The sequence below is a fragment of the Coleofasciculus chthonoplastes PCC 7420 genome (genome assembly GCF_000155555.1).
Classification (GTDB): Bacteria; Cyanobacteriota; Cyanobacteriia; order Cyanobacteriales; family Coleofasciculaceae; genus Coleofasciculus; species Coleofasciculus chthonoplastes_A.
This window is the reverse complement of sequence record NZ_DS989873.1, coordinates 17,986-44,106: the sequence shown is the minus strand read 5'-3', so window position 1 is coordinate 44,106 and position 26,121 is coordinate 17,986. Positions and strand designations below refer to the sequence as shown.

22 protein-coding genes, 1 tRNA gene and 2 pseudogenes are annotated in these 26,121 nt (G+C 45.3%); 12 read left to right on the top strand and 13 right to left on the bottom strand.

Annotation, left to right across the window (positions count from 1 at the left end; all coding sequences use genetic code 11):
- Nucleotides 1–8 precede the first annotated feature (8 nt).
- Both MC7420_RS31310 and MC7420_RS31305 read right to left on the bottom strand, forming a co-directional pair.
- Nucleotides 9–998, bottom strand: coding sequence for a hypothetical protein (locus tag MC7420_RS31310; protein ID WP_006105745.1), 990 nt, complete (start codon nucleotides 996–998; stop codon nucleotides 9–11).
- Between the two features lie 258 nt (nucleotides 999–1,256).
- Nucleotides 1,257–3,464 carry a dynamin family protein gene (locus tag MC7420_RS31305; RefSeq protein WP_006105719.1) on the bottom strand — a complete coding sequence of 736 codons (2,208 nt, stop codon included), beginning with the start codon at nucleotides 3,462–3,464 and terminating at the stop codon, nucleotides 1,257–1,259.
- Nucleotides 3,465–3,925: 461 nt separating this feature from the next.
- Here MC7420_RS31305 and MC7420_RS31300 point away from each other — a divergent pair.
- From MC7420_RS31300 to MC7420_RS44350, 3 genes and pseudogenes are all read left to right on the top strand, one after another.
- Nucleotides 3,926–4,135 (top strand): annotated as a pseudogene (locus tag MC7420_RS31300) (type I restriction-modification system subunit M N-terminal domain-containing protein); the annotation flags it as partial.
- Nucleotides 4,136–4,151: 16 nt separating this feature from the next.
- Entirely contained in the window at nucleotides 4,152–5,255 is a 1,104-nt protein-coding gene (locus tag MC7420_RS31295) for a PDDEXK nuclease domain-containing protein (RefSeq protein ID WP_006105733.1), read from the top strand.
- Nucleotides 5,256–6,209: 954 nt separating this feature from the next.
- Nucleotides 6,210–6,308 (top strand): annotated as a pseudogene (locus MC7420_RS44350) (4-Cys prefix domain-containing protein); the annotation flags it as partial.
- A gap of 27 nt (nucleotides 6,309–6,335) precedes the next feature.
- Here MC7420_RS44350 and MC7420_RS31290 read toward each other — a convergent pair.
- Both MC7420_RS31290 and MC7420_RS31285 read right to left on the bottom strand, forming a co-directional pair.
- Nucleotides 6,336–6,677 (bottom strand): HepT-like ribonuclease domain-containing protein, encoded by a 342-nt coding sequence (locus tag MC7420_RS31290; RefSeq protein ID WP_006105708.1) that lies wholly within the window; start codon nucleotides 6,675–6,677, stop codon nucleotides 6,336–6,338.
- A gap of 13 nt (nucleotides 6,678–6,690) precedes the next feature.
- On the bottom strand, nucleotides 6,691–7,002 hold the full coding sequence (locus MC7420_RS31285; RefSeq protein ID WP_006105762.1) for a nucleotidyltransferase family protein: 312 nt from the start codon (nucleotides 7,000–7,002) through the stop codon (nucleotides 6,691–6,693).
- A 382-nt stretch (nucleotides 7,003–7,384) separates the two neighbouring features.
- On the opposite strand from MC7420_RS31285, the gene MC7420_RS31280 reads away from it, so the two are divergent.
- The gene (locus MC7420_RS31280) at nucleotides 7,385–9,223 is read left to right on the top strand and encodes a serine/threonine-protein kinase (RefSeq protein ID WP_006105710.1); all 1,839 of its coding nucleotides are present in this window, start codon (nucleotides 7,385–7,387) and stop codon (nucleotides 9,221–9,223) included.
- Between the two features lie 209 nt (nucleotides 9,224–9,432).
- Here the strand turns inward: MC7420_RS31280 and MC7420_RS31275 are convergent.
- Both MC7420_RS31275 and MC7420_RS31270 read right to left on the bottom strand, forming a co-directional pair.
- Nucleotides 9,433–9,505, bottom strand: a tRNA-Glu gene (locus MC7420_RS31275).
- A gap of 79 nt (nucleotides 9,506–9,584) precedes the next feature.
- Nucleotides 9,585–10,088: a MogA/MoaB family molybdenum cofactor biosynthesis protein gene (locus MC7420_RS31270; protein ID WP_044210816.1), complete on the bottom strand. Its 504-nt coding sequence runs from the start codon at nucleotides 10,086–10,088 to the stop codon at nucleotides 9,585–9,587.
- Between MC7420_RS31270 and MC7420_RS40840 the strand changes: the two genes are divergently transcribed.
- On the top strand, nucleotides 10,080–10,226 hold the full coding sequence (locus MC7420_RS40840; RefSeq protein ID WP_157453409.1) for a hypothetical protein: 147 nt from the start codon (nucleotides 10,080–10,082) through the stop codon (nucleotides 10,224–10,226). The genes MC7420_RS31270 and MC7420_RS40840 overlap by 9 nt on opposite strands.
- On the opposite strand, the gene psb28 is transcribed toward MC7420_RS40840, so the two are convergent.
- Entirely contained in the window at nucleotides 10,213–10,548 is a 336-nt protein-coding gene (gene psb28 / locus MC7420_RS31265) for a photosystem II reaction center protein Psb28 (protein WP_044210815.1), read from the bottom strand. The genes MC7420_RS40840 and psb28 overlap by 14 nt on opposite strands.
- 533 nt (nucleotides 10,549–11,081) lie before the next feature.
- Between psb28 and trpS the strand changes: the two genes are divergently transcribed.
- From trpS to MC7420_RS31245, 4 genes are all read left to right on the top strand, one after another.
- Nucleotides 11,082–12,092 carry a tryptophan--tRNA ligase gene (trpS, locus tag MC7420_RS31260; RefSeq protein ID WP_006105749.1) on the top strand — a complete coding sequence of 337 codons (1,011 nt, stop codon included), beginning with the start codon at nucleotides 11,082–11,084 and terminating at the stop codon, nucleotides 12,090–12,092.
- A 121-nt stretch (nucleotides 12,093–12,213) separates the two neighbouring features.
- The gene (locus MC7420_RS31255; protein WP_006105771.1) at nucleotides 12,214–13,119 is read left to right on the top strand and encodes a methylenetetrahydrofolate reductase; all 906 of its coding nucleotides are present in this window, start codon (nucleotides 12,214–12,216) and stop codon (nucleotides 13,117–13,119) included.
- A 327-nt stretch (nucleotides 13,120–13,446) separates the two neighbouring features.
- Nucleotides 13,447–15,069 (top strand): mucoidy inhibitor MuiA family protein, encoded by a 1,623-nt coding sequence (locus tag MC7420_RS31250; protein ID WP_006105741.1) that lies wholly within the window; start codon nucleotides 13,447–13,449, stop codon nucleotides 15,067–15,069.
- Between the two features lie 114 nt (nucleotides 15,070–15,183).
- A complete protein-coding gene (locus tag MC7420_RS31245) occupies nucleotides 15,184–15,981 on the top strand; it encodes a hypothetical protein (RefSeq protein WP_006105765.1) in 798 nt (265 codons plus the stop codon).
- A gap of 213 nt (nucleotides 15,982–16,194) precedes the next feature.
- Here the strand turns inward: MC7420_RS31245 and MC7420_RS31240 are convergent, their stop codons facing one another.
- The 3 genes from MC7420_RS31240 to MC7420_RS31235 all read right to left on the bottom strand — a co-directional run bounded on the left by MC7420_RS31240 (nucleotide 16,195) and on the right by MC7420_RS31235 (nucleotide 19,294).
- Complete coding sequence (locus tag MC7420_RS31240; protein ID WP_006105728.1) at nucleotides 16,195–17,370, bottom strand: DNA cytosine methyltransferase; 1,176 nt, start codon at nucleotides 17,368–17,370, stop codon at nucleotides 16,195–16,197.
- Between the two features lie 278 nt (nucleotides 17,371–17,648).
- Nucleotides 17,649–17,810, bottom strand: a complete 162-nt coding sequence (locus MC7420_RS40835) for a hypothetical protein (RefSeq protein WP_006105698.1) — start codon at nucleotides 17,808–17,810, stop codon at nucleotides 17,649–17,651.
- Between the two features lie 107 nt (nucleotides 17,811–17,917).
- Nucleotides 17,918–19,294: a cytochrome P450 gene (locus MC7420_RS31235; protein ID WP_006105706.1), complete on the bottom strand. Its 1,377-nt coding sequence runs from the start codon at nucleotides 19,292–19,294 to the stop codon at nucleotides 17,918–17,920.
- Nucleotides 19,295–19,437: 143 nt separating this feature from the next.
- Between MC7420_RS31235 and MC7420_RS31230 the strand changes: the two genes are divergently transcribed.
- Nucleotides 19,438–20,493 (top strand): GHMP family kinase ATP-binding protein, encoded by a 1,056-nt coding sequence (locus tag MC7420_RS31230; protein ID WP_006105729.1) that lies wholly within the window; start codon nucleotides 19,438–19,440, stop codon nucleotides 20,491–20,493.
- Between the two features lie 246 nt (nucleotides 20,494–20,739).
- Here MC7420_RS31230 and MC7420_RS31225 read toward each other — a convergent pair whose 3' ends face one another.
- Both MC7420_RS31225 and MC7420_RS31220 read right to left on the bottom strand, forming a co-directional pair.
- Nucleotides 20,740–21,654 carry a glycine betaine ABC transporter substrate-binding protein gene (locus MC7420_RS31225; RefSeq protein WP_006105699.1) on the bottom strand — a complete coding sequence of 305 codons (915 nt, stop codon included), beginning with the start codon at nucleotides 21,652–21,654 and terminating at the stop codon, nucleotides 20,740–20,742.
- A gap of 109 nt (nucleotides 21,655–21,763) precedes the next feature.
- A complete protein-coding gene (locus tag MC7420_RS31220) occupies nucleotides 21,764–23,470 on the bottom strand; it encodes a hypothetical protein (RefSeq protein WP_006105774.1) in 1,707 nt (568 codons plus the stop codon).
- A 303-nt stretch (nucleotides 23,471–23,773) separates the two neighbouring features.
- Here MC7420_RS31220 and leuB point away from each other — a divergent pair, with 303 nt between their 5' ends.
- A complete protein-coding gene (leuB, locus tag MC7420_RS31215; protein ID WP_006105770.1) occupies nucleotides 23,774–24,865 on the top strand; it encodes a 3-isopropylmalate dehydrogenase in 1,092 nt (363 codons plus the stop codon).
- A gap of 89 nt (nucleotides 24,866–24,954) precedes the next feature.
- A complete protein-coding gene (locus tag MC7420_RS31210; protein ID WP_044210808.1) occupies nucleotides 24,955–25,221 on the top strand; it encodes a hypothetical protein in 267 nt (88 codons plus the stop codon).
- A 179-nt stretch (nucleotides 25,222–25,400) separates the two neighbouring features.
- Here the strand turns inward: MC7420_RS31210 and MC7420_RS31205 are convergent, their stop codons facing one another.
- Nucleotides 25,401–26,090, bottom strand: a complete 690-nt coding sequence (locus MC7420_RS31205) for a HupE/UreJ family protein (RefSeq protein WP_232231824.1) — start codon at nucleotides 26,088–26,090, stop codon at nucleotides 25,401–25,403.
- Nucleotides 26,091–26,121: the final 31 nt, after the last annotated feature.

Genomic DNA, 26,121 nt, shown 5'->3' with positions numbered 1-26,121 from the left:
GACGAATATTACAGTGTTAATAGTGATTTACCTTGGAGAACAGCAAATCCTCCGTTTGTTTTGCACCCTTGAGCAAACTGCTCTACCGCTTGCTTGAGTTGAGCATCAGGGTTGAACAATTCCCGCACGACGTTAAACATTGACCAATTTCGATTTTGAATATAGACTTTTAACAAAAATCGCAATAAATACCGCAGCAACTGTTCGCTATCTTGGGGACTATATTTGGCATCAAAACTCGTCTTGCGAAAATAAAAGCGGGGTTGATTCAAATTTTCGACCTCGATTTTGAGGAATACTACACAGCCAACAGTTTGTACCGGAGTTGTGACGACGGCAATTTTATCGGCTCGTCTTGGCTCTTGAAAAAATTTCAGTAACGGTGCATATTTTTCTTGAATCTGTTTGATCAGATTGTTGGCAGATACTTCATCTTGCATATAGGTTTCACACTTTACAGGAGCCAAAATGACCAACTTGGGTTCGTCTAACTTTTGGTAGGCTGTTTTAAACAATGCCATAATCTCATCGGGCTTATTTCTCACTTCATGCCATCTACCGTTGAGTTCCATCAGCGCTGGCGTATCAATTGCCACGATAACTGCTGCACATTCCCGCAACATCTTCTGCACAAATCGCCTCCCCGCCACATCACTGGGTAAAATATAGCCGCCGGGATAATCTCGAAACTGTAGCCGCAGGTCATCTTTTTTGTCATTTAAGCCTAAATCAAAACGGTAAGAGGGTAAGGATTCGGGTCCAGCGACGGCTAGGGTGCCGCGAATCCCTTTGGTGCGTTCATCAGCCTTAAATTCGTAGGTTAAACTTTTGAGTTGAGCCAGATACCGTTCTAGGATAGCTGCTGTTTCGATATCGGGTTTTAAGTGTAGATTGGCTTGACGACTGGTTGCTTCAAATTGTTCATACATTGAGGTTAATAATGTCGTCTTTCCGACACCACTCGCACCAAGCATGGTTATATTGAGTTCTTTAGGCATCTTTCTCCATCCTTTGGGTAGAGACGCGCCATAACACGTCTGTAGGGGCGGGTTTAGGGATTACTATTGATTGTTTTTTTAACTTTTATACAAAACCTGCCTTTAATTTTAATATAATTCTAGAACAAGTCTGTGTATCTCATGTAGGATGTAGGGGTGAGTCGCTGAAATCCAGTTCTTATGAAAGAGCGCTAAAGCGCTCACTACGAACGGCGCTAAAGCGCTCACTACGAGCGAATTGATCGCGCCAAGTCTAAATTAATTCAAAAACTGGAGTTGTTTTAGGGAGTTAGCGGCTATTGATTGATCCACTAATGATAACCATTGTTGACGATCATCACCCTCTTGGTTATCGCCAAATTCTTTCGACCAAACCTGAGCTTTTTCTTGGAATAAAAAGATTTGCCATTCATTCTTGACATCTTTGGCTCGCAGTACCTGATCAACAAATTCTTCAACTTCAGCAAACGCAGCTTGACCCGGTTCACCGTAAAAATCTTCTAAGGCGTGTTGACATTTAAACAAGGCTTCTTCTTGTAATGTTTCCAAATAGGTGAAGATTTCCTGTGCCTTAATCTCTCGCGAGTCCATGGCATTTGATGCCGACAAACGGAGATTGGTTTTATCTGGATTGAGATTATCTAAATGAGGACGAATCCGATAATGAAAGTTGGCTTTATAGGACATTTCAAAATTTGATAGGGTTTGGAAAGCGTGCTTGAGTCGGACTAAATTATCAGGAATGATTTCTGCCATGGCTTTAAGAAATTCTGATCCTCTGGCTGGGGTGAGTTCTCCTAAATTTCCTTGATTTATCAGTACCTCCGTAACTTGAGATTTTGCCTGTTTCACATATTCTTTTAGTCCCATGTCCATAGCGTGAAAATGGCGAGTGAGATGATTACGGATTTCATGGAGGTATTTAGCATAAGTGGTTTGCCAATCCCCTTCTTCAAACCGTCGGGCAATGATTTCGTTGAGGGGTTCCTCTGTGGGTATACCTGTATCGCTTTTGCAGGTTTGGATAATGGATTCAACCTGTTGTTTAAAGATATCTTGTTCATCGCGCTCCTTGGCTATGTCGAGCTGATCTAATAGTTCTTCCAGTCCCCGCGTTAGATTTGCCCAGAGTTTATTGAATAATCGCAAAAATTTACCTTGTTCATTGATATCATCAACAATTAAGCCACCTGACCAAACAAGACGGGCTTTCTCTAGTTCCGCATTAAGCAAGATTTGCAGTTCTTTAAGTTTTTTCTGGTAAACGCGGGCATGTTGCTCATCTAAGTAGGTGATGTTATTTGCCAGATAGTTGAGAACTAAGTCGAGAATGGCATTGGTTTCCTCTGAATTAGAACAATCGGCAATTTTGCAGCGGATGACATCAATATGTTTATCGTGGATACTGGTTTGATGTTTCTGACAGGCTTCCATGTTGTCATCGGTTCCGGTGACATGGTTGAGAATCATAAATGAGCGATTCTCTAGATTGTTTAATGCTTCGGCTGCGGTGTTGTATAAATCTGTATCCCGTTTTTCCCATCCATAGCGGAGTCTATCGGGACGGCGAATAAAAATTACTAAATCCACCTCTTGTCCGATGGTTTCTAGGATGAGTTTCTCATCGCCTAAACGAGTATCTCCTAAACCGGGTACATCGACTAAGGCAATTTTACCAACATCGGAATTTTTGAAGGGACAGAAGATTTTAACTTCGCGAACGGCTAAATGATCAAAGGTAATTAATTCGCCTTGGGGAAAGCGGCGTTGGGCGACATATTCATGAATCCGTTCTTTGGGAATGGGGGGTAGTTTTCGGGGTGCGCCAGACAGGAGTAAGTGTCTGTACATGGGTAAGTGTTTATGGTAGTCTTCTTTGAGATGCTCATACATGGACTTTTTCGTCGCATCTGTCCCCGAAAATTCTGGTAATGTTCCGGCAAATTCATCTATGGTTTTGGGAGGATCAGCTAATTCTAATTCCTGGTAATAGGGCTGAATGACTTCTTGTAAAAACGTCTGTTCAGAATGAACCGTTACTTCAGCATAGGGTTCTCCTGGTTGATGATAAATGGTGCTGCGAACAGCGGTACAAGCACCGCCTCGGAGGGCGGGGATTTCATCATCGGTGAGTCCACTGATACTCTGGAGGAAGGTACTTTTCCCTTGACCCATGAGTCCCACGACGCCAATATTTAAGGTAGGGCGGGAGAAGCGATCGCGAAGTTGATGCAGTTGCTCCAGTTGCGTGCTAATCTGTAAGCGCAATGGGGAAAAGTCGATTTGGCTGAGGCGATCGCACACTTCGGGTTGGTCTAGTTTATCCTTTAAGATATGACGCCGTTGATCTAAGGAGCGGAGCAAGTTGGTCAGATTTCTCAGATGTTCCTCGACATCAGCGATGCTCTGAACTAAGGGTTGGCGTTGTTCTATAATTTTGGCTAGGGTTTCGGCGCGATTAGACATAATAGATTAGACATAATAGTTAATTGGGCGGTTGTAGACGCGGAGAAATCGCTGGGCGGTTGAAACCGCAGCTACACAAACAAAACCCGCCTACGCGGGTTTCCCCACCCTAGTTTTTTCTCTTTCCTTGTCAAGTGTAAGGCTATTCATACATGGTAGCGCGATCGCACGATTGAGGGAAACGATGCTTGTGTTCCGCTCAAGCCGGGAGACTGACTGACGATGAGGCGTTACACCACTATAGAGGATTGTGCGATCGCGTGGAGGACACAAACGCTAGTTTCTGGTGAGATAGGCTGATGTCAATGTGCGTGCGATCGCGTGGCTAGGCAAATTGCTAATATGGCTAGTATTGAGGAAATGAGGTTCCTCCGTTTTAACTATGCTAAAATAACAAGAAATTTACGATTAATTAAACAATAAATTGCATTTAAATAAACCTAACTTGAGGATTGCCAAGCGTGCCACGCCCAAAAAAGACCAGTAGTAAAACGAAGGGGAACAGCGCAAAAACTAGCAATGGCGCTAAATTATGCTTTGAACAAACCCTGTGGACAGCAGCGGATAAACTACGCGGTCTTATGGATGCGGTCGAATACAAGCACGTTGTTCTGGGGTTAATATTCCTCAAGTATATTTCCGATGCGTTTCAGGAACGATATCAGAAACTAGACAAGGAGTTAGGGTATGGCTCCTAGAAAAAAGCGTAATCTGCAATTACCGCCGGATTATGGAGAGATTCTCAAACAGATTAAATCGCGGATTCAGTCGGCTCAAATCCAAGCGGTTTTAGCGGTTAATCGAGAATTGATTCGGCTGTACTGGGATATTGGCGGAAAAATTGTTGAACGGCAGAAGCTAGAAGGGTGGGGAACTGCTGTGATTGAGCGCTTGGCAAAGGATTTACAGCAGGCGTTCCCTGGCGTGAAGGGATTTTCTGCTCGTAATATTTGGCGGATGCGAGCTTTTTATCTTGCTTATACCCAGCAGATACAAGAACTCTCTAACTCTGTGGCAGAATTGGATGGGCAAAATCTGCCACAGGCTGTGGCAGAAATTCCTTGGGGTCATAATGTTCTGTTGCTGGAAAAAGTCAAGGATGTTCAGGCTCGGCTTTGGTATATTCACAAGACGCTAGAACAGGGTTGGAGTCGTTCTGTTCTTTGGCATCACATCGATACGAAGCTTTACCAGCGACAGTTTCAACCAGAGAGGGCAGCAAATTTCCAGTTGACGCTACCTCCTGCTCAATCGGATTTGGTGCGGGAGGTGCTGAAAGACCCCTACAATTTTGATTTTTTAACGCTGGCGGATGACGCCCAGGAAAAGGATTTAGAACGGGGATTAATTGAACATATCCGGGAGTTTCTGCTTGAACTAGGCGTTGGTTTTGCCTTCGTTGGCAACCAATATCATTTAAACGTTGGGGATGAGGATTTTTATATTGACCTGCTTTTTTATCACTTGCGTTTGCGCTGTTTTGTCGTTATTGACCTGAAGATGAAAGAATTTAAGCCGGAATTTTCGGGCAAGATGAATTTTTATGTATCGGCTGTTGATGATTTATTGCGACATCCAGACGACCATCCGAGTATTGGCATCATTTTATGTAAGACGAAAAATCAGACACTTGTCGAATATGCGCTGCGAGATGTGAATAAACCGATTGGGGTTTCGACTTATCAATTGCGGGATGCTTTACCGGAGCAGTTGCAGGGAAGTTTGCCAACGATTGAGCAGTTGGAAGCGGAGTTAGAGGCGGTGTCTGTAGAAATTGATGAGGAGGCATGAGATAAAAATGATGACGGTTGCAGAAATCGCTCGGCGGTTGTAGACGCGGCGCGGGTTTCCACACTCCTAGTTTTTTCTCTTTCCTTGTCAAGCAAGCGCAAGGCAAGTTCAGCTGCGATTTCCTTGGCAACATCTGGGGTAAGGCTATCCATACATAGTAGCGCGATCGCACGATTGAGGGAAACGATGCTTGTGTTCCGCTCAAGCCGGGAGACTGACTCACTACGGAGGCGTTATACCACTATAGAGGATTGTGCGATCGCGTGGAGGACACAAACGCTAGTTTCTGGTGAGATAGGCTGATGTCAATGTGCGTGCGATCGCGTGGCTGGGTAAGTTGCTAATATTGCTAGTGTCGAAGTAAGCTGTCATGCATTTAAATTGGGTATTAGTAGCGAGCAAGATGCTCGCACTACAAGATTTTCATCATTAAGGACAAATGATGATCTGCTTCATTAACTTTTATTGTGCCTACCTACTTATAAATCGCAACGCTTTTGGTGTCCAATTACGGGCAATATCAAATTTGATTATTGGAAATTTTTGTTATACTAGAAAAATAAGTTGTCCTATAAAATGTAATGGCGAATCGACAAATATCTCCATCTCTATATTGCCCCATGTTTGTAATAGGAGTAGAATAAACCAAACTATTAGCCAATAAATACTCAAGTAGATACAAGCAATAGAGATAGCAATTACTTCCCCAGGTCGTTGATTCATAGCTCTCTTTTTATGTAGATGTCGATTATTGAATTCTAACAAGGGGTAGATGAAAGTAAGGACACGGCAATGAAAGAGCCCCTACACCAATGGTAGGCTGTGTGCTGCTACGAATGGGTGATGTGAGATAGGTGACGGTAGCTTCCCCTAGCTGTTGCGCTGTAAACGGTGAGGGGGTTTAACCCGATTCATTTATAAAATAGGGAGACTGTCGCTATTCTATCGCCACCTATGCCCCTTTGCATTAACCCAACCTGCCCAAAACCCGACACCTCAGAGAATGAGCATCAGCGCTTCTGTCAAAGTTGTGGCTCACAATTGCTGCTGAATAGATTCCTCCTATTTTTTCGCACATCCTTACTCATTGAAGTGATCGCGGGCGATCGCTTCGATAGCGGCTTCAAGGTTTGATAAATCCCGTGTGACGACATCCCAGACTGTATCAGTATCAATTTCCATATACTGATGTGCCAAAAAATTACGAAACGATTTGATTCCATTCCAATCGACTTCAGGATGTTCATCTTTCCAAGCCTGGGGTAATAGACTGGTGGATTCTGCCAAGGTTTGCAGATTGTACAATGTTGCTTTGATCAGAACAATATTTTTCTTAAATTCCGTTTCTCCTTGGAGCGTCCACTGGCGAATTTCCGAGATAGCATTGCGAATGTAGATAAGATGGTTGACGGCTCTACTCATGCTTTACATTCATTTATAATTCGATCGCCTCTTGGAATACATTCTCAGCAATTAGTGGACTTAAACCCCGAACAGTTGTAATGTCCACCTTACTGTTCAAGAAAGACTCTAAATCATTGATTAATCCCCCTGGAAACCAAGCACTCGTGCAGTTTCGATCATAATCAATCAAAAAATCAATATCGCTCTTATCGGTTGCTTCTCCCCGTGCGACAGAACCAAATATCCGTACACTGTGAGCGCCATGTTTGGCAAAAATGGCAAGTAATTCATCCCGGCGTTCTTGTAAGTCTTGAATCGTTCGGATTGCGGTTGAGCAGCCCATATTCACTCCTTATCGTAATCTGTAAGGGTACGGCAATGCCCATTAGTGTCAACTTAAGGTAGAAAACCAATGCTGGCAAGGTTTTAAACCGTGTCTATCTACTCCTCAACATTTTCCCCCTCATCCCCTAACCCCAACTCCGGACCGTGGGGAGAAGGGGAACCCTCTCCCCGCTCCCCTCTCCCCGGCGTGGGAGAGGGGCTGGGGGTGAGGGGTTGAGCTTAAGTTGACACAGGTGAGCAATGCCATACCCCTACATCAATGGTACGCTGTGGGACAGATAGCGGCGGGTTCCCCCGGCTGTTGAATCGTAAACGGTGAGGGGTTAAACCCGATTCATTTATAGTTAAATAGGGAGACTGTCGCTATTCTATCGCCACCTATGCCCCTTTGCATTAACCCCACTTGCCCAAAACCTGACACCTCCGAGAATGAGCATCAGCGCTTCTGTCAAAGCTGCGGCTCAGAGTTGCTGCTGAATGGGCGTTATCGGGTGATGCGCCTGATTAGTGATAAGAGTGGCTTTGGTAATATCTATGACGTCTACGAAGGGAGTACGCCGAAAATCCTGAAAGTTCTCAAGGATCATCTCAACCAAGACGCCAAGGCGGTGGAACTGTTTGAACAAGAGGCGGTGGTGTTAGGGCGACTGAACCATCCTGGTATTCCGCAAGTGGATAGTTCGTTCCTCTATCAGACGCGCAATGGGTTGGGGTTGCATTGCTTGGTGATGGAAAAGATAGAAGGACCCACCTTAGAACAGTGGTTAGAACAACAGCACAATCGACCCATTTCTGAAGCGCAAGCGATCGCGTGGTTAAAACAGCTTGCAATTATTCTACAGCTTATTCATGATCAGCAGTATCTGCATCGGGATATTAAACCCTCTAATATTATGCTTCGCCCTGATGGGCAGTTGGTGTTAATTGATTTTGGTACAGCACGGGAAGTTACCCGCACCTATCTAGCGAAAGTTGGCGCAGGCGGCGGGATTACGGCGATTATTTCATCCGGGTATACCGCCCCCGAACAAATGAATGGGGAAGCGGTAAGACAATCGGATTTCTTTGCCTTGGGACGTACTTTCGTCTTTTTGTTAACCGGACATCATCCCAGCCAGTTGTATGATGCTCAAACGGATACACTAAACTGGCGTAATCACACCACCGGGATTTCCCCAAACCTATTGCAGTTAATCGATGAGTTGATGGCGCGACAGGTTCGCGATCGCCCGCCAACTGCCCAAGCTATTTTACAACGCCTAGACGCCTTAGAGCATCAACCCGCCACATTGACCGAAACTCTGAAAGTGGGAGTCGCTCCCCTCCCTCAACCCGAACCCGCCCCAGAACGCCACTCTGGGCGCTGGCAAGTGGTGATTTTAGTGTTAGCAATACTGGTTATTTTAGGGATTGGAATTATCGGTTCAGGCGGGTTAAATTCTCAATGGGTTTGGATATTTACCCCAGCGCAAGCACCGCAACGAAAGGGAGATGTGGATTATTTTCCTTACGTGGAGGGAGCCGATAGTGAAGGGAGAACCGCTGAATTTAGTGTGGCGGTACTTTCACGGGAATATAAATGGAAACTGGGGAGTACCTTTCAAGTTAACTATAATCAGCAGATGATCCCTATTGATGCGTTACGGTCAAATTTGGAGGACGAAGGGATACAAAGTTTGATGGAAAATCCCAGTGAAATTATTTCGGTGGGAACTGCTTCCTGTGAAGGAACTCCCGTGGGAGAAGAACAGCGAGCCTTTCAACGCGCCGAACAAATCCAACTGTTAGCCAAAAAGTTATTTCGGGATGTTGCATCGGTGGACAACTATCGCCTCTTAAATCTGGGTCAATTTAACGGAGACAATTGTCAGCCGGATCAAGATGCCACGTCTTACCAACGGAGTATGATTATTATTGGCGTGAAAAATAAAACCCCTGGCGTAATCGTCGATGAAGCCTTGCGATCGCGCTTGGAACAGACACCCTTTGGGGATTTTCGCCTAGAGGATTACTCCCTGGGTTCGCCTGAGCGGTTTCAAACCATATCCAGTCAGCTAGAGAATCCGGAAACGCCGGAAACGCCAGATACACCAGAGACACCGGAAACACCAGATACACCAGATACACCAAATACGCCGGAAAACCAGGAGACACTGGAAACACCAGAGACACCGGAAACGCCAGAGACACCGGAAATACCAAAAACGCCAGAATTGTAGGCGTGATAAGTAGCTAAGACAGGTTAGGAAATTCTTGACTGTTAAGAGTTGACTAACTGATGTTCTGTCCGTACCTCGTAGTGCTATAAAGGCGGATTTGGTATAAACTCCAGTTCCAAGCCACAACGCCCAAAATAGTACACAAAAAAATAGTCACAAAAAAATAGTAGAGACGTTAACTGTAACGCCTCTACCTTTAATCTTTATAATACCCCCAAGGGAATTCGAATCCCTGTCGCCTCCGTGAAAGGGAGGTGTCCTAGGCCTCTAGACGATGGGGGCTTGTTTCTCAGACCTTAATAAATATAACGAACATTTTTGGGCTTGTCAACTCCTGAGCCAAAAAATTAATCGGGAAAATTTATTTCTCCAACTGAGTGACCAGATGAATCAACTCTGGTAAAATGAGCTTCTCCATGGCGAGGGTGACCGCTCCCGTAGAACCAGGAAGGGAGAAAACTAGCTTACGGCGATACACTCCAGCGACAGCCCGTGACGCGATCGCGCGTGAGCCAATCTCTTGGTAACTGAGCCAACGAAAGACCTCACCAAATCCGGGTAAGGTCTTCTCTAATAAACTCGCTAAGGCATCATAGGTGGTATCTCGCGCCGCAATCCCTGTACCCCCGTTAACCACAACCGCCTGAATATCCGAACGCTGGGCGAGGACTTGCAGATACGTCTGAATCTGGTTCGGTTCATCCTTCAGAATCTCATAAGCGACAACCGCATGACCCGCATCACGCAGCAATTGCTGGATGCAGGAACCACTGCGATCAGAGTCGGGCGATCGCGTATCACTGACAGTTACCACAGCACAAGCGATCGATCTTGAGCCTATATTGGGATGAGGCTGATGAGTCATATCACATCCTCTATTTTCCCTAGAGGGACGGGTTTAGTACAGTTATCAGTTTTTCCCCCAGTGTTATCGGTGAAACCCGCCCCGAAAAAACGGGTGGAAAACTTCTGTCGTGGCTACTGGAGAATCAAGATTTACTGAATCCTAAACCATTCTCCTCAGCATAGCGCTCCATGAAACGCATAAAACGATCCCATTCTTCTTGCGATTTCATGATCACAATTGCTTCTAATGCCGTCGGTTGTCCATTGACAAATTTGCCTTTAACCTCTCGGCTAACTAGCTCTCCTTCTTCGTCCATCAGGTATATACCTGTTATTTCTTCACCATAGTTGCCATTAAGCGCCTTGGGATTATCAAAATAAAATGTTGCCGTACCATTGCTGCCATCACGAGAGCGAGTAAGGCGCACATCAGGTACAACTTCTTCGTCAATGCCTTTAATAAATTGAATTTTAGCCATGAGCCGTTCAATCAAAATTTAAGAAGGTTATCACCAATTGAATGATCAGCCGTGCTTGCCATTTGCACAACGACTGGAGTTGGAAATTTCCTCAAGGTGTGAATCCAGTTCTACGTCCAACCCCGAGGAACTGCTGCGTCTTGAGCTTCCAGACACTGATCACCGATTGTTTAATCTCCGCCCATCTAGTCCTACCTGAGAACAGCAAGCGATTTTGGCGTTTAGATTTCATAAGTGATTTTAGCAAAAACTTTACAATTAACAAAAAAATACCGTTTTCCTGCCATAACGACCGAGGTAATGGCAAAATTGATAGAGCAGATCATCAAAAAATTATCAATCGCCTCCTCATCGGCGTTAGCGTAGCTCGGTAAATCCTGGCTCACCTTACCCCCCTTAGAGGATACGGTTTTTCAGGTTCCTGCCAAAAATCTGCACCGTTTCACGGCGAATCCTTCAGCGCTTGACCCGAAACCAGGTACAAGCCTGGGACTATCGCCACCTTTGCTCTTCCAAATCCTTAACCAATATCAATGGGCAAAAAGCGCGTTCTCTCTGGAGTTCAACCAACTGGAAATCTTCACCTGGGTAACTATCTCGGAGCAATCCGTAATTGGGTAGAAGCCCAGAGTCAGTATGAAAATTTCTTTTGCGTCGTCGATTTACACGCGATTACGGTTCCCCATAATCCAGCAACTCTAGCCACCGATACCTACACCATCGCGGCGCTATATCTAGCCTGTGGCGTGGATTTGAACGATTCCACCATCTTTGTTCAATCTCACATCCCCGCTCACTGTGAACTCACCTGGCTGTTTAACTGCGTCACGCCTATAAATTGGCTGGAACGGATGATTCAGTTTAAAGAAAAGGCGGTGAAGCAGGGCGAAAATGTTAGTACGGGTTTACTGGATTACCCGGTGCTGATGGCAGCCGATATTTTGCTGTATGATGCGGACTTAGTACCCGTAGGAGAAGACCAAAAGCAACATATCGAACTGACTCGTGATATAGTGATTCGGATTAATGACCAGTATGGCAGCAAGAAAAAGCCTGTGCTGAAACTGCCCGAACCCTTAATCCGCAAAGAAGGAGCGCGGGTGATGAGTCTCACCGATGGCACTAAAAAAATGTCCAAATCTGACCCCTCGGAAATGAGTCGGATTAATTTACTGGATTCTCCAGAGGAGATTCAAAAGAAAATTAAGCGCTGTAAAACTGATCCGATTAAGGGGCTAGAATTTGATAATCCAGAACGTCCAGAGTGTCATAACTTGCTCACGCTTTATACCCTGCTGTCGGGGAAAACCCAGGAAGCTGTCGCCGCCGAATGTCAGGATATGGGGTGGGGACAGTTCAAAACGGTGTTAAGTGAGGCAACGATTGAAGCTCTTAAACCGATTCAGCAAAATTATCAAGCCGTGATGGAAGATAAGGGTTATCTAGAGTCAGTCTTACGTCAAGGGCGCGAGAAAGCAGAAGCGATCGCTCTCTCAACCCTATCCAGAGTCAAGGCAGCTATGGGGTATTCTACACCTCTGTAGAGACGTGCCATGGCGCGTCTGGGAGATGAGGGGAATGAGGGGGATGAGGGAGCAACGAATGACAAATGACGAATGACGAATGACAAATGACAAATGACGAATGACGAATGACAAATAACAAATGACAAACCTTACTCAACCCTCGTTCCGAGACGCGGTTAAATCAGGGAAATTCTTAATTACGGCAGAGGTTAGCCCCCCCAAGGGAGGTGACGCTAGCCAGATGATTAACTTGGCAAAACCACTGAAGAATCGTGTCCATGCCGTTAATCTTACCGATGGATCTAGGGCAGTGTTGCGGATGTCTTCTTTAGCCGCTGCCGCTATTTTAGTCCAACATGGGATAGAACCGATCTGTCAGATCGCTTGCCGCGATCGCAATCGATTGGGGTTACAGGCAGATCTGATGGGGGCGCAGGCTTTGGGTATTCGTAACATTCTTGCCCTCACGGGTGATCCGGTAAAAGTCGGTGATCATCCTGACGCCAAGCCCGTTTTTGATCTAGAATCAGTACGTTTGCTCCAGCTAATCAGTAAACTCAATAACGGTTTCGATGCTAATGACAAGCCATTGTCAGATGGAAAGACAGAGTTATTTGCTGGAGCCGCCGTTGACCCTCAGTTAAAAAGTTGGTCTGGATTACAACGTCGGTTTGAGCGTAAACTAGAAGCGGGTGCCCAGTTTTTCCAGAGTCAACTGATTGCTGATTTCCAGCGGCTGGAAATGTTTATGGATAAGATTGCGGCTGACACCGATAAGCCGATTTTAGCGGGGATATTTTTGATTAAATCGGCGAAAAATGCTCGATTTCTGAATAAATACGTTCCCGGTGTTAATATCCCCCAATCAATTATCGATCGACTGGCAGAAGCCGCCGATCCACTGCAAGAAGGGATGAAAATTGCCGCTGAACAAATCAAACTCGCGCAACAATTGTGTCAGGGTGTGCATATTATGGTGATTAAGCGAGAAGATTTGATTCCCCAGATTCTGGATTTAGCGGAAATCCAACCTCTGAATCGGTAAAATGAATTTCATAGACCGAAATGTTTTCGGTTGCGATCGCGATTTTCTAGATGTGCCATGGCACGTCTGGGAGTAGGGAAAGAGACAGTAATCGTGATTAAGAGTAGGTCTTTCAGCATTCGTCAGGAGATATTTGCTGATAGAGTGGGCAATGGCTCACCTTCCAGGCAATGTCCTGATTGACCGACTGGGAATAAGGATAAATCAGGTGTAGCTAAAACGTCAAAAATCATCCATTGAACAGCAAGGGTGTTGACGTTTAATTTTTGGGTTTATATTCAAGCTCTGAACTAAGGTTAGGGGCTTGATTTGAGGACAAAGGAACGGATGAATAAGACGGTAGATACCGAAATTTGTAACGTTACAGTGTATGATAACCAGGCGCTAGTCACGCGCCGAGGGGTTGTGCAGCTAACGGGTGAGGAACGGGAACTGGTGATTGCTAATTTGCCCGTAACCCTGCTGAGTGAGTCCGTTCAGGTGTCTAGTACGGGTCATGCAGGGGGGCGGTTATTGGAGGTACGGACGGAAAAAAGCAGTACTCGTGAAGCGACTCACCCCAAAGTTAGCCAACTGTCAGAAGAAATTGGTCAGTTAGAAGATCAAAGACGTCAGGGACAAGATATGCTGACGTTGCTGAATTTACAGCGGAATTTTATCAAAAATTTAGGCAATCAGTATCTAGAACGCTTGACAAAATCCCAAAATCCTGAACCGTTGAACTTGACTCAAATCGGGGAATTGCTGGATTTTGTCGGAGAACGGTGGCAGAATTTATCGGGTGCGATCGCGCAACAGGATCAGGAGCAGAAACAGGTTAACACTCAGTTGCAGGCGGTGCGAGGGCAGTTTCAGCAGCTCTCTACTCCCCAGATTCATGACAGTTTTAATATCATTGTCACCCTAGAACCAGTGGGGGCGGGTGAATTGGCGATGGAGGTTTCTTATAGGGTTAAGGGAGCAAGTTGGGAACCTGTCTATGATGTCCATTGGCAAGATAGCCAGCAAACCGCCCGACTCAGTTACCTGGCTCAAATTACCCAAAACACAGGTGAGGATTGGTTAGGTGTAGCGCTTACCCTTTCCACCGCTCAACCGGGGGTAGGGCGGCAAATTCCCCCAATTACGCCTTGGTATATTGATCTGCAACAGCCTAGCGCTTTGGCAAATCGGACAACAACCAACCCAAAGGAGCATAACGCACCTCGCCCCACATTGGTGAATATGCCCTTTGCGGGGATAGCGCCAGAACCTGAACCGACGATAGATGACGAGTTAGAGCGGTTGAGAGCCCAAAAGGAACTGGAGGAAAGTCCGGGACAAAAGGGTATTGTGACGTTTACCCTTGACAGTAAAGCAACGATTCCCAGTGATGGGGTGAGTCACAAGGTTGCCATTTTCCACAGAGATGATTATCCCTGTAGGGCTGAGTATGTGGCGATGTCGCGCCAACTTAATTTTGCTTACCTGAAAGCAACGGTGATGAATCCCTTGAATGGCGTTACTTTATTACCGGGACAGATAACTATCTTTCGCGATAATACGTTTATTGGTACTAGCAAAATCCCAAATATTGCCCCCGGTCAAGAGTTTCAAATCGATTTAGGTGTGGACGATGGGTTGAAAATTGAGCGGTATTTGGTGGAACGACAGATGGATAAGAAGCTGATTGGCAATCAGCAGCGGGAAGCGGTGACGTATGGGTATCGGTTAACGGTGGCGAATTTACGGGAGCAAGATGTCCAGGTTAAGGTGATGGAACAACTCCCAGTAAGTTGTCATTCTCAACTCAAAGTTCGGCTCACTGATGCTAATCCTCATCTGGAAATCGGTGAGTTGGGCGTGTTGGAATGGTGGCTGACTTTGCCTTCCCTTTCGTGTCAGGAGTTGTCCTATCAGTTTACAGTGGAGTATTTGCCAGAATTTAGGGTGATCGGATTGGATGTTTAGCAATTTTTGTCAGCCACTTAATCACTCCCTGGCACTCTAAGGATCAATTATACGTGTGAATTTGGGGATAGTTTTGGAATACGAAGAAAGCACAATGATTATAAAGAAATATTTATGCCAAGCGAGTTAACTGCTGAGATTCTAAGACAACATTCTGTCAAGGAGCGGAAAGCCCTAATTTTAGAACACGCCTCTTTAATTGATGCTACTCACATAACAGATGAAAAGTTGCGTAAAGCCTACAAATTAGGGACAATTATTTCCTCATTATCAAAAGATTATTTTTACTACCAAATTGAACAAAACAATCAATTAGAACAACAATCTCAACTCATTCAAACGAAAACAGATGATTTTGCCACAAATTTTATTGACTGGTTAGAAAAAGACTTTGAAAATAAAAAACAAATACTTGATCGGCATCCTAACCCACGCAATCTATTTGAGCTATGCGGAGCAAAATTACTGGTGACAAGCAATTCTGTCACCAGAAGTCTCAGCACAAAAATGGGACGTCTTTGGGAAGAAATATCCAACATTAGTCCTTACGTCATTGTACCAGAGTTTGAATTTAATATTAAAATCACTGGTATTGATATCGTCATTTTTTCAAACGAAACAGTTTATCTTGCACAGTTAAAAACTCCAAAAGGTACATTAACAGGCTCCCAAAAAACCAGAGCTGAAAAGGAGTTAAGTATTCAGGAAAACCCCCTATTCATAGCTGCCTTTGATTTGGGTCAATGGACATTCTCAAATAGCAGTCAAATTCCTCGAATCGCAGGTTCAGAATTTTGGCAGAAAATTTGTATGGATTATAATTTTGTTGAAAACCATGTCAGAACTATGTTGCAGAAAATTGACAAGGCTTTCTCTCAATTGGCTGCCAGCGAAACTTCAAATAATTCTTAACTTGATTAATCAGTGCAATTATCTTATACAAAAGCTAATCTTATACCAAGTTGCAGTCTAAGGTAGAATCTGTCATGCTGAGCATAACGCAGTGAAACGGAGTGACGCGAAGCATCTGTCCAGATTCTTCGCTTCGCTCAGAATGACATGATAGAACGCAACTTTGTATTAGCCTTTTTTAATCACTGCTCTGTAAATGAAATGGCATAAATTTTATAAAGGGAAAAGTGAGAGTTGTTCAACGAGTTCTTTCCCTGGCGGTTTATCTCCTTTAATCAAACTGTAAAGATAAGTACCAATGGCTTTTGCTAATCCAACAGGTACAGCATTACCAATTTGTTTATACTTAGACGTTATTGACCCACAAAAAATCCAGTCGTCAGGAAAGGTTTGGATTCTAGCACATTCTCGCATAGTCAAAGGACGCAGTTCTACAGGGTGACACATATCTGTGGCTTTTTGCTGTGGACTTGTCGTCACAGTAGGTGAAGGCTTATCCCAAGACAATCGCCTGTAAAATCCAACTTTACCACCCCCTGACTTGTAAGCACCCCCCATTGCTTCTTCTTTCAAATTTTCGGGTAAATATCTCCAGTTTTGTCCTGATTTGAGTAGTCTCAAATACTTTAAGCGCTTTTCTGAGTAAGGTGTAAACTCTGGATTTTGTTCAACTAAATTTGTTAACGCATCTCGTAAAGTACGCCACTTGGGTAAATCTCTACCGCTTTGACAATGGGTAGCCAAAGGAAATGTAACAGATTCACTATCTCTGGAACCAATAAACACAACCCGCTCTCTATTTTGGGGAACCCCATAATCGGCAGCTTGTAAAAGGTTGTACACCACCTTGTATCCAAGTTCGTGCATTTCTGCCAGTACCACCTGAAGGGCTGCACCTCTCATTTCGTCCGGTTCTAAAGGTGGATAATCTGCACCCCTTTGGTTAATGGGTCGGTGACGAATAGCAGCAGAAAGTAATCCTTTCACATTCTCCATTACGAAAAATCGGGGTTGAATGTCTCGAACAACACGGACAAACTCCATAAATAAACTGCCACGAGGGTCTAAGACTGAAGCCCTTTTTCCTGCTGTGCTAAAAGGCTGACAAGGTGCGCCACCTACCACCAAATCCACCTCATTCGGGCGTAATGCTCTCCCCTTCCCTAAAACTCGACCCCCTTCTAAAAGTAAATCTTGGGTACTGATTGTTTCAATTGCTCTTGGGATAGCACTTTCATGAAGATAGGGTCGGTTAAGGGCTATGGTTTTTACCGAATCACGGTCTTTCTCAACCACGCTTACGGTATGAAATCCGGCTAACTCTAAACCTAGGTCTAAACCAAAAGCTCCTGAAAACAGAGAAATAGAAATAGCTTTGCCATCTATCACGGCTGTCACTCCTACGCTAAATTACCCTTCTTTTTTTACGCCTTATCGTCTCCCTGGGCGCTTTGTCGTTGTAGTTATTGTATTGTAATGGTTTCAGGCATTTTTATTCAGAGGCGACTAGATAAGCTGTCATGCATATAAATTAGGTATAGGTAGGGGCTGCTGAATAAGTCTTGTGGTGGGGAGGCTCGCACTACAAGGATTTCACCATTATTGACATTAAGGTTTAAATGCCGAACAGCTTAAGACTTCTAGTCCATTTTAATGGACTTAAGCTATTAGCCCGGAGTTTGAACTCCGGGCTTTTGCTTTATTGAGACATTACTATTGACAATCCGACGCTTGATCCGCTCGTTTAACTGAGGCGCGATCGCTTGAGCATCGGCTGGATCAATAAGCTGAAGAAAGAGACGCTGGGCATCAATGCTGGAGTTCTCCACCGTTAGCTTTTATTGTGTCCACCTACTTATTGTAAACTTAGGGTTAGCATTGTCTACCCTAAGTTGATCAGTAGCGTTGAAATGAATAATTCGAGAACAGTGTTCGATCAAACAGAAATGGTTTCCGGAGTTGGAGTCCTCTGAACCCGCTGACTTGTAACCACCAATTGCACATCGGTGGGGGCTGAAACTAATCCTCGACGTACAGGACGCACGGGACGGTTATTCGCTAGCGCTAATTCACAACTGGACAAAATCTTGGCGAGTACTATTTTCATTTCAAATTGAGCAAACGCCATACCAATACAACGCCGTGCGCCACCGCCAAACGGCAAATATTCATAAGGATAAAAATGATGTTCGAGAAAACGTTCTGGCTTGAATTGTTTCGGTTCAGGGTATAAATCCTGCCGTTGATGGGTCAAATAGATGCAGCCCACCAAGACTGTATCGGGTTCAAGTTGATACCCCATTAACTCCACAGGCGATCGCACCACCCGTGGGAAGGTCAACATACCCACTGGGTAAATCCGCAGGGTTTCTGAGCAAACGGCATTTAAATAGGGCAAGCGAAACAGGGTACTGGGGTCTGGGTTATCTAAACTATCCAGTTCCTCTAACAGCTTCTGGCGTACTTCTGGCAGCTTGTGAATCCAGTACAACGCCCAAGCTAGAGCCGTCGCTGTGGTTTCGTGACCTGCGACTAACAACGTCATTAATTCATCTCGTAACTCCGTATCAGTCATGGGCTGTCCCGCTTCATCACGGGCAGACATGAGCATACTCAAGATGTCTGTACGAGAGTCGTCCGGTTGGTCTCGACGTTCATTGATTTCATCATAGATGAGTTGGTCAATTTGCTGTCGTTGGCGCAAAAAGCGTCCCCAAGGACTCCATGCCCCTAAATCTTGTCGCAGGATGGGAAAATAAAGCGCACTGACCCTGCCAGGGGTACTGCTTTGGTCAAGCATCATACTTAGAAGTTGCTCAAGTTTATGGTAACGCTCTCCCTCATATAAGCCGAACACAGCCTGTAATATCACCCGTAGTGAGATTTGCTGCATGAACGAACGAACAGAGAAGGATTTCCCAACTTCCCACTGGTGTAAAACTTGCTCTGTGATCTCGGCAATTAATTCTCCATAAGCTTTCATTCGTTCTCCATGAAAGGGAGGCATCATGAGCTGACGCTGACGGCGATGAGACTTCCCACTTAAGGTGATCACCGATTGGTTACCCAACATGGGTTCAAATAGCTCATTGTACTCTCCAGAAGCATCAAACTCTTTTGTATCGCTGCTTAAAATCTGCTGAAGCGCTTGGGGATTGCTAACAAAGACAAGAGGGGTAAATTTCTTGCCCAGCGGAACTGTAAAAATGTCGCCATAGTTTTGATTACAGGCTTCCATATAGGAAAATGGCTTGGCGATCCAGTGGATCATCTGTAACATAGCTGGAGCCTGCGGACCGTCTGGGAGTTGCATAGTAGCTTTTCCTTAGAGATTTTCTTTTTAAGATATCAGAGGTGCAACAAATTTGAATGGCACGACTAGAAGCGATCGCGCCAAGGTGTTAATCTCCAGAGTACTCTAGTTAATAGCGATCGCAATAATTATAGGGGTTATGAATGAAACTGTTTGTGCCAGGTCGCCTTTGTCTGTTTGGTGAACACAGCGATTGGGCGGGAGGCTACCGCCGCCTGAATCCTCAGCTTGAAAAAGGCTACACCATTATCACAGGAACCAACCAGGGACTCTATGCCAACGTCAAGCCCCACCCTAATCATTTCATTCTTCACGCTTCCCTGAGTGATGGTATTCGTCCAGAACCCATTCAGTTACCCATGGAACGCTCTGTTCTCCTTGCTGAAGCCCAAAAGGGAGGATTTTGCAGTTATGCGGCTGGCGTCGCTTATCATTTTCTTACCTATTTCCAAGTAGGTGGCGTAGAAATCGATAACTATCGCACTGATTTACCCATACAGAAAGGATTATCATCCAGTGCCGCTATTTGCGTTTTAGTCGCACGCGCCTTTAATCATTTATATGATCTGAAAATGAATCGGCGAGGCGAAATGGAATATGCTTATCTGGGTGAGACAACTACACCCTCTCGCTGCGGACGTATGGATCAAGCCTGCGCTTATGGGAATCAACCAATTGCCATGATTTTTGATGGCGCATCGGCGGATATTATCGAGCTAAATGTTCCAAAAGATTTGTTTTTTGTCATTGTTGATCTGGGCGCGAGTAAAAATACCCAAGAAATTCTCAGTCGGCTGAATCAGTGTTATCCCTTTGGTACTGATAACGTACAGAAGAATGTACAGCACTATCTCGGCACTATTAGTTATCAAATTACTCAAGAAGCTGTTGAAGCACTGCAAGCAGGAGATGCTCCCAATCTGGGTCAGTTGATGACAAAGGCTCAAGCTGAATTTGATCGCTATCTCATCCCCGCTTGTTCCCAACAATTGATGGCTCCCGTTTTGCACCAACTGCTCAATTATGAGCCGATTCAACCTTATATTTTAGGGGGGAAGGGTGTAGGTTCTCAAGGCGATGGCACTGCCCAATTTATTGTAAAAAATAAAACCAGTCAACAAAAAGTTATCCGAATTATTCAGCAAGACTTTCCCCAAATGCATCCCTTGACGTTAACTATTCATGCCAATTCCGAGTAGTCTTGACCCTTCACTTTGCTAGTTGGGCATTCTGATCATGAAAAAATATAAAAAATTACAACAAACGATTTAAGGTTCATTTAGTGCAAGCAATAAGCCTTGATAGGTAAAAAACTGACACAATAGCGAGCGAGACGCAAAGCCTGCGGCATGGCTTCGCTTAACGCACTACAACAACCTCTCCCTGTTCCTTGTTCTCTCCCCTCACCCCCATACTGATTCAGCAACCCTTAACTAGAGTTCACCCTAGTTATTAGATTCCAGGAATCCTTGTTCAATGAGAAACTCTTTCGCTACCTCACCCGGTTCCCGTTGTTTCCCAGTTACCTGATAATTGAGACGTTGCATTGTCTCATCTGTAATTGTTGCCGAAAGCTTGTTGAGTATCGTGGCAATTTCTGGGTTTTCTTCTAGGACTTCCTGACGCACAACGGGCGCAACTTCATAAGGAGGAAAGAAGTTTTTGTCATCTTTAATTCTGACCAAATTGAGAGCGCTGACTTCTCCATCTGTAGCAAATCCAACGGCAATATCAGCTTGATCTTGAGCCAAGGCTTGATACCTCAATGCGGCATTCACAGCTTTATACTCTGCTAGTTTAAAATCACCGTACACTTGCTTCAGCCCGGATAATCCATCGGGACGCCCTTGGAACTCATAGGTGCCAACCATCTTCAGTTCATTAGCTTGAGGCACTATATCAGAAATCGTTTCAATTCCATACTGTTCGGCATCATCGGGCGTCATAAACAGCGTGTATGTATTATTCATGGGAGCGGGTTCCAGCCATTCTAAATTAAACTGTTCCGCATACTCCTGGGAAACGATTTTATAGACTTCTTGGGAATCGCTATTCCGGGGACGCTTCAAAATTGTGATCAATCCAGTCCCTGTATATTCTGGATATAAATCAATTTCTCCCGATTTGAGACTCTCATGAGTCACCTGAGTCCCCCCTAAGTTAAGTTTGCGTTCTACGGGAAAGCCTTCCTCTTCTAATACCAGCGCATACATTTCTCCTAAGATAAATTGTTCAGCAAAATCTTTTGAGCCAACTCGAATCGCTCCTGATTCTGCACTATTACCACCGCAACTGCTGAGGGTGGCGATCGCGAAAAGAGTTAGTAATGGTAGAATTACCAATTGACGGATTTTTTGCATTATGCAGGTTTTCTGGGTTTTCTTCCAAGGGTTTAGCCAACACAATTCTAGCTGTAGAGACGCGCCATGGCGCGTCTCTAGAATACAATGAGGACCAATGATGATTCAATTACTGAATCTCTAAGGGCATTTGCCCAGATAGTAAGGCTTTGGTCGAAGACTCACCTGCTTTTTTCAACTGTCGCGTTAGTTGCAGATTCAACAAGACTAAAGCCAGGGATTGACCAACGAGGGCGAATAATACTGATGTTCCCGCCGTATATTCGATGCTAGCCCAAGGAAACGCCGAAAATAGCCATACCGCAGGTTTTACTAATGGGGACATGGACAAGACTTCCAGAATAATTGGCGGTAAGATAATCAGTCCACCAACCACCGTTGCAGCCCAAACCGCCCGCTTCGGTGTTTTCATCAACAGCATAAGCTGTCCAATTGAAGCATAGAAAACGATGAGACTGACAGTTACTAATAGTCCCAAAATCGCGGGTGTCTTGTATTCACTGGGCGACCACAGCAGAATCCATGGCAGTAAAATAGCAGACGCGATCGCTAAATTCAAGAAAATCGCCACAGGCGCTGGACTGGTTCTGCCCCAGATTAAGTCTGCCATAATTCCAGCCTTGCGGGACGAGCGTTTGGCATGGCGGTAACGCGCCCAATCTTGCATCGTTTGACGATGGGGACTCAACGCTGCAATTAACCCTAAAAATAGGATCAAGTTAAACACCAGCAGGATTTCTAGATTCTCAAACAATCCTTCAGCATAACTTTTCCATTCATGTACCTGAGGATTTAGGGCAAATCCGAGAATCATCACTTCAAAGCAAGCCGTTAACCGATAACTTTGTCGCTTACTCAGTAAGGTAGCCGTAGGGTTGTGAAAATTTCGATTTAATCCCTGCCAAATCCAGTAACTCCATAAACCCGCATTGAGAATGGCAAATCCTGCCATCATCCAGATTGTCTGTCCGAGAGAGAGATAAAACCAACCCAAGTCCCAAAAATCACCGTTTGGATATGTATTAACGACATTGAGAGAACTCGAATCAATCAGGTACGGTAACAAAATTGCCGGATTAAATAAGGTCAGCCAATCCGTGGGGTCATGGTTCATACCCCCATCAATAACGCTGGTGCTAATCGACAGGAATAGGAGAATTGCGCCACCCCCCAACCACGCTTGAAAACCGCCCAACCAATTACCGACTAAGCCAAAAAGTAACGCCCCACTGAAAAAGAATAGGCAACTAGCACCTAGAACCGTGTAGAACGCTAAAATCTGACTCAAAGCAATGTGACCTGCCAAACCCGCCACCAGATGCAAGGGCAAGGCGAGGGCGGCGACTAGATAAAGTAACAGGGGGACTCCCAATAATTTGCCGCCTAAAATACTCAGCGTTGAACCCGGAGTCAACCGTAGAAAATTCAGCGTACCCCGACGTTCTTCCTGAGACAAATCACTAATCAGCATATAAGTGCCCACGACTAACAGGGCAAAAATACCGATTAGGCTGAGTCCCAAAAATACATCCTGCCACCAGAGTGACCAATTGATCACAAATCCACCCAAACCATCGGATAGACAGGCGGGAATTGTAGAATATTCCTCAGTTGAACCTGTACAATAACGGTTGTAAACCATCATGGTATCTTTAGCTACGGGTAATTTACCCGCGAAAGCCATCAGCAGCAGTAACTGTCCCAGGAAAGACATGGCGACGGCAATTAAAATATTGCGGGGTTTAAGCCGTCCTTTGATTTCCCGAAATAACTGGGGATTCCATTCGCCCAGTTGGTTAACTAAATTCAGTGCCATCGTAATCTCAGTCTCCGTAGGTAAAAGCTTATAGTGTTCTAACTCGATAAGTTTTGTGCGTCCTCCAGTTCGTTCCCGATGAGCGAATACTCAACAACTCATCATTACAAGTCGTTCTTCTCCTTCTCAATTAATCACCTCTCCCCCAATCCCTAATCCCCATCTTCCCGACAAAATTCCAAAATTGAAACATTGATTCCGGTCAGGGGGGTCAATTAGCCGTTATCATAAGAGACTGCCTGGTCAGTCATAAGGTTCAGGTGTCCACGTTTTGAAATTGTCCCCAAGATTACACGATAAGTTATGGCACAGCAGCACTACCGCATTACCCTTTTGCCCGGTGATGGCATTGGTCCAGAAATTATGGCAGTCGCGGTAGATGTGTTAAAGGTGATTGGCGCACAGTTCGACCTTAGCTTTGAGTTCACTGAAGCCTTAATCGGAGGGGCGGCAATTGATGCTACTGGGGAACCCCTACCGACTGACACCCTGGAAAAATGTCGCCATAGCGACGCTGTTTTACTGGCTGCCATCGGCGGTTATCAATGGGATAACCTGCCGCGCCATCAACGCCCGGAAACGGGTTTGTTGGGATTACGAGCAGGATTAGGTTTATTTGCCAATTTGCGACCTGCCACCATATTACCCCAACTCATTGATGCCTCAACCTTGAAACGGGAGGTGGTTGACGGGGTGGATATTATGGTGGTGCGAGAATTGACAGGCGGGGTTTATTTCGGTCAGCCCAAGGGTATCTTTACCACTGAAACGGGGGAAAAGCGCGGTGTAAATACGATGGCGTATACCGAAGCCGAAATTGACCGCATTGGACGAGTGGCATTTGAAACCGCTCGCAAACGCCAGGGTAAACTGTGTTCGGTTGATAAAGCCAATGTTCTCGAGGTATCTCAATTATGGCGCGATCGCATGACTCAATTAGCGGCTGAGTATCCGGATGTGGAGTTATCTCATCTGTATGTTGACAATGCTGCCATGCAGTTAGTCAGGGCACCTAAGCAGTTTGATACGATTGTCACGGGCAATTTATTCGGAGACGTGCTTTCTGATGCGGCGGCGATGCTCACCGGAAGTATTGGCATGTTACCCTCTGCCAGTTTAGGGGAAAAAGAACCCGGCGTTTTTGAACCCGTTCACGGTTCCGCCCCGGATATTGCTGGACAAAATAAGGCAAATCCCTTGGCTCAAGTCTTGAGTACGGCAATGATGCTACGCTATGGGTTGAATCAACCAACGGCGGCTGACCAAATCGAGCAAGCCGTTTTTAAAGTTTTAGAGAAAGGTAACCGTACAGGGGATATTATGTCAGCAGGAATGACCCTTGTCGGTTGTCAGGAGATGGGAAATGCTTTGATTGAGATTCTCAAACAGCCATAAGTTAAATCAACCAGGAGCGCAGCGATTCGCTCTACAGCGAAACGTCCGACAAGAATCATGGTGGTGAATTAAACAATAGGGTTAGGCGGGTGGTATACACATCACAGCAATGGCAAGAAGAGTATCAAGACACTCGGACAGGGTTACCGATGTTGTTAGACCCGGGTCTTCTCAGAGCCGCTCGGCAGATATACCATACCTATTATGAAGTCCATCCCCATCTAACCCAACGTCCCATGGGTGTGGCAATTGACCGTTTTACCTATCGTGGCAAGTTGATTTTTCGGGCGAAACCGATTCTTTTACCGCAAGAGTGTTTTGTACCACTGAGTCAGCTTGAGGCGGAAATGTATTAGTCATTTGTCATTTGTCATTTGTCATTGGCAACCAGTGAAATGGTGCTTGACACTGCCGAAACGGTATGACCTGTTTTCCAACCTAAAACGATCATACCGTGAGAAATGTGAAGCCTCGCGTCTTAAGACCGAGGCGTAACATCAGCTCAGAATCCACTCTCTTTTAAGGAGTGGAGATGTCAACCGACAATGGCAGTTGCTAGGAACATGACTCCCACCGAGCAAATTGCCAAGCCGAAAACCCGCAGGATAGCCAATGCATTCTCACTCCATCGCTTGAGGATAAGTTGACTTGCCATCATCGCGCCGAAAGCAATAATCCCTTGAATGAGCGTAAATCCCAGCAGGTATGCCGCTATCGGATTCATTTCGGCACCAATAATGGCTTCTCCATAAGCATAACCATGAAACAATCCCGCGATCGCAGCCAGTCCAGTTAACACTTTATAATCTAGACGGTATTGCCCTATCAGCATTGCCCCAAACAAAACCACCGAAGCGGCAATTGCCAGTTCAGTCATCGGCAAATCAATCGCTAACAGGTGAATCCCTGTACCTACCATTGCCGTTAACAAAAAGGCAACCGGAATAAAACCACCCCGAACAAGATTCGCGGCTAATAAACCCACAGCCACAACAAACGCCAAATGGTCAAATCCGATAACTGGGTGCGCGAATCCAGAGAGCAACCCTTCCCAGACATTGGCAGGGGTTCTACCCCCAACCGGGTGGTGAGCGGCGGCACGTTCAGCCGCCCCTAAGACACCAATCCAAACCAACAGAGCAATCTGAACCCAGTCAAATCCTGGTTTTTTTAGAGTAGAGCGTTTTAACGGATAGTGCCGCATAGTAGACTGTTTAAACTTCAATCGTTCACACCTCATCAATGACATATTTGGG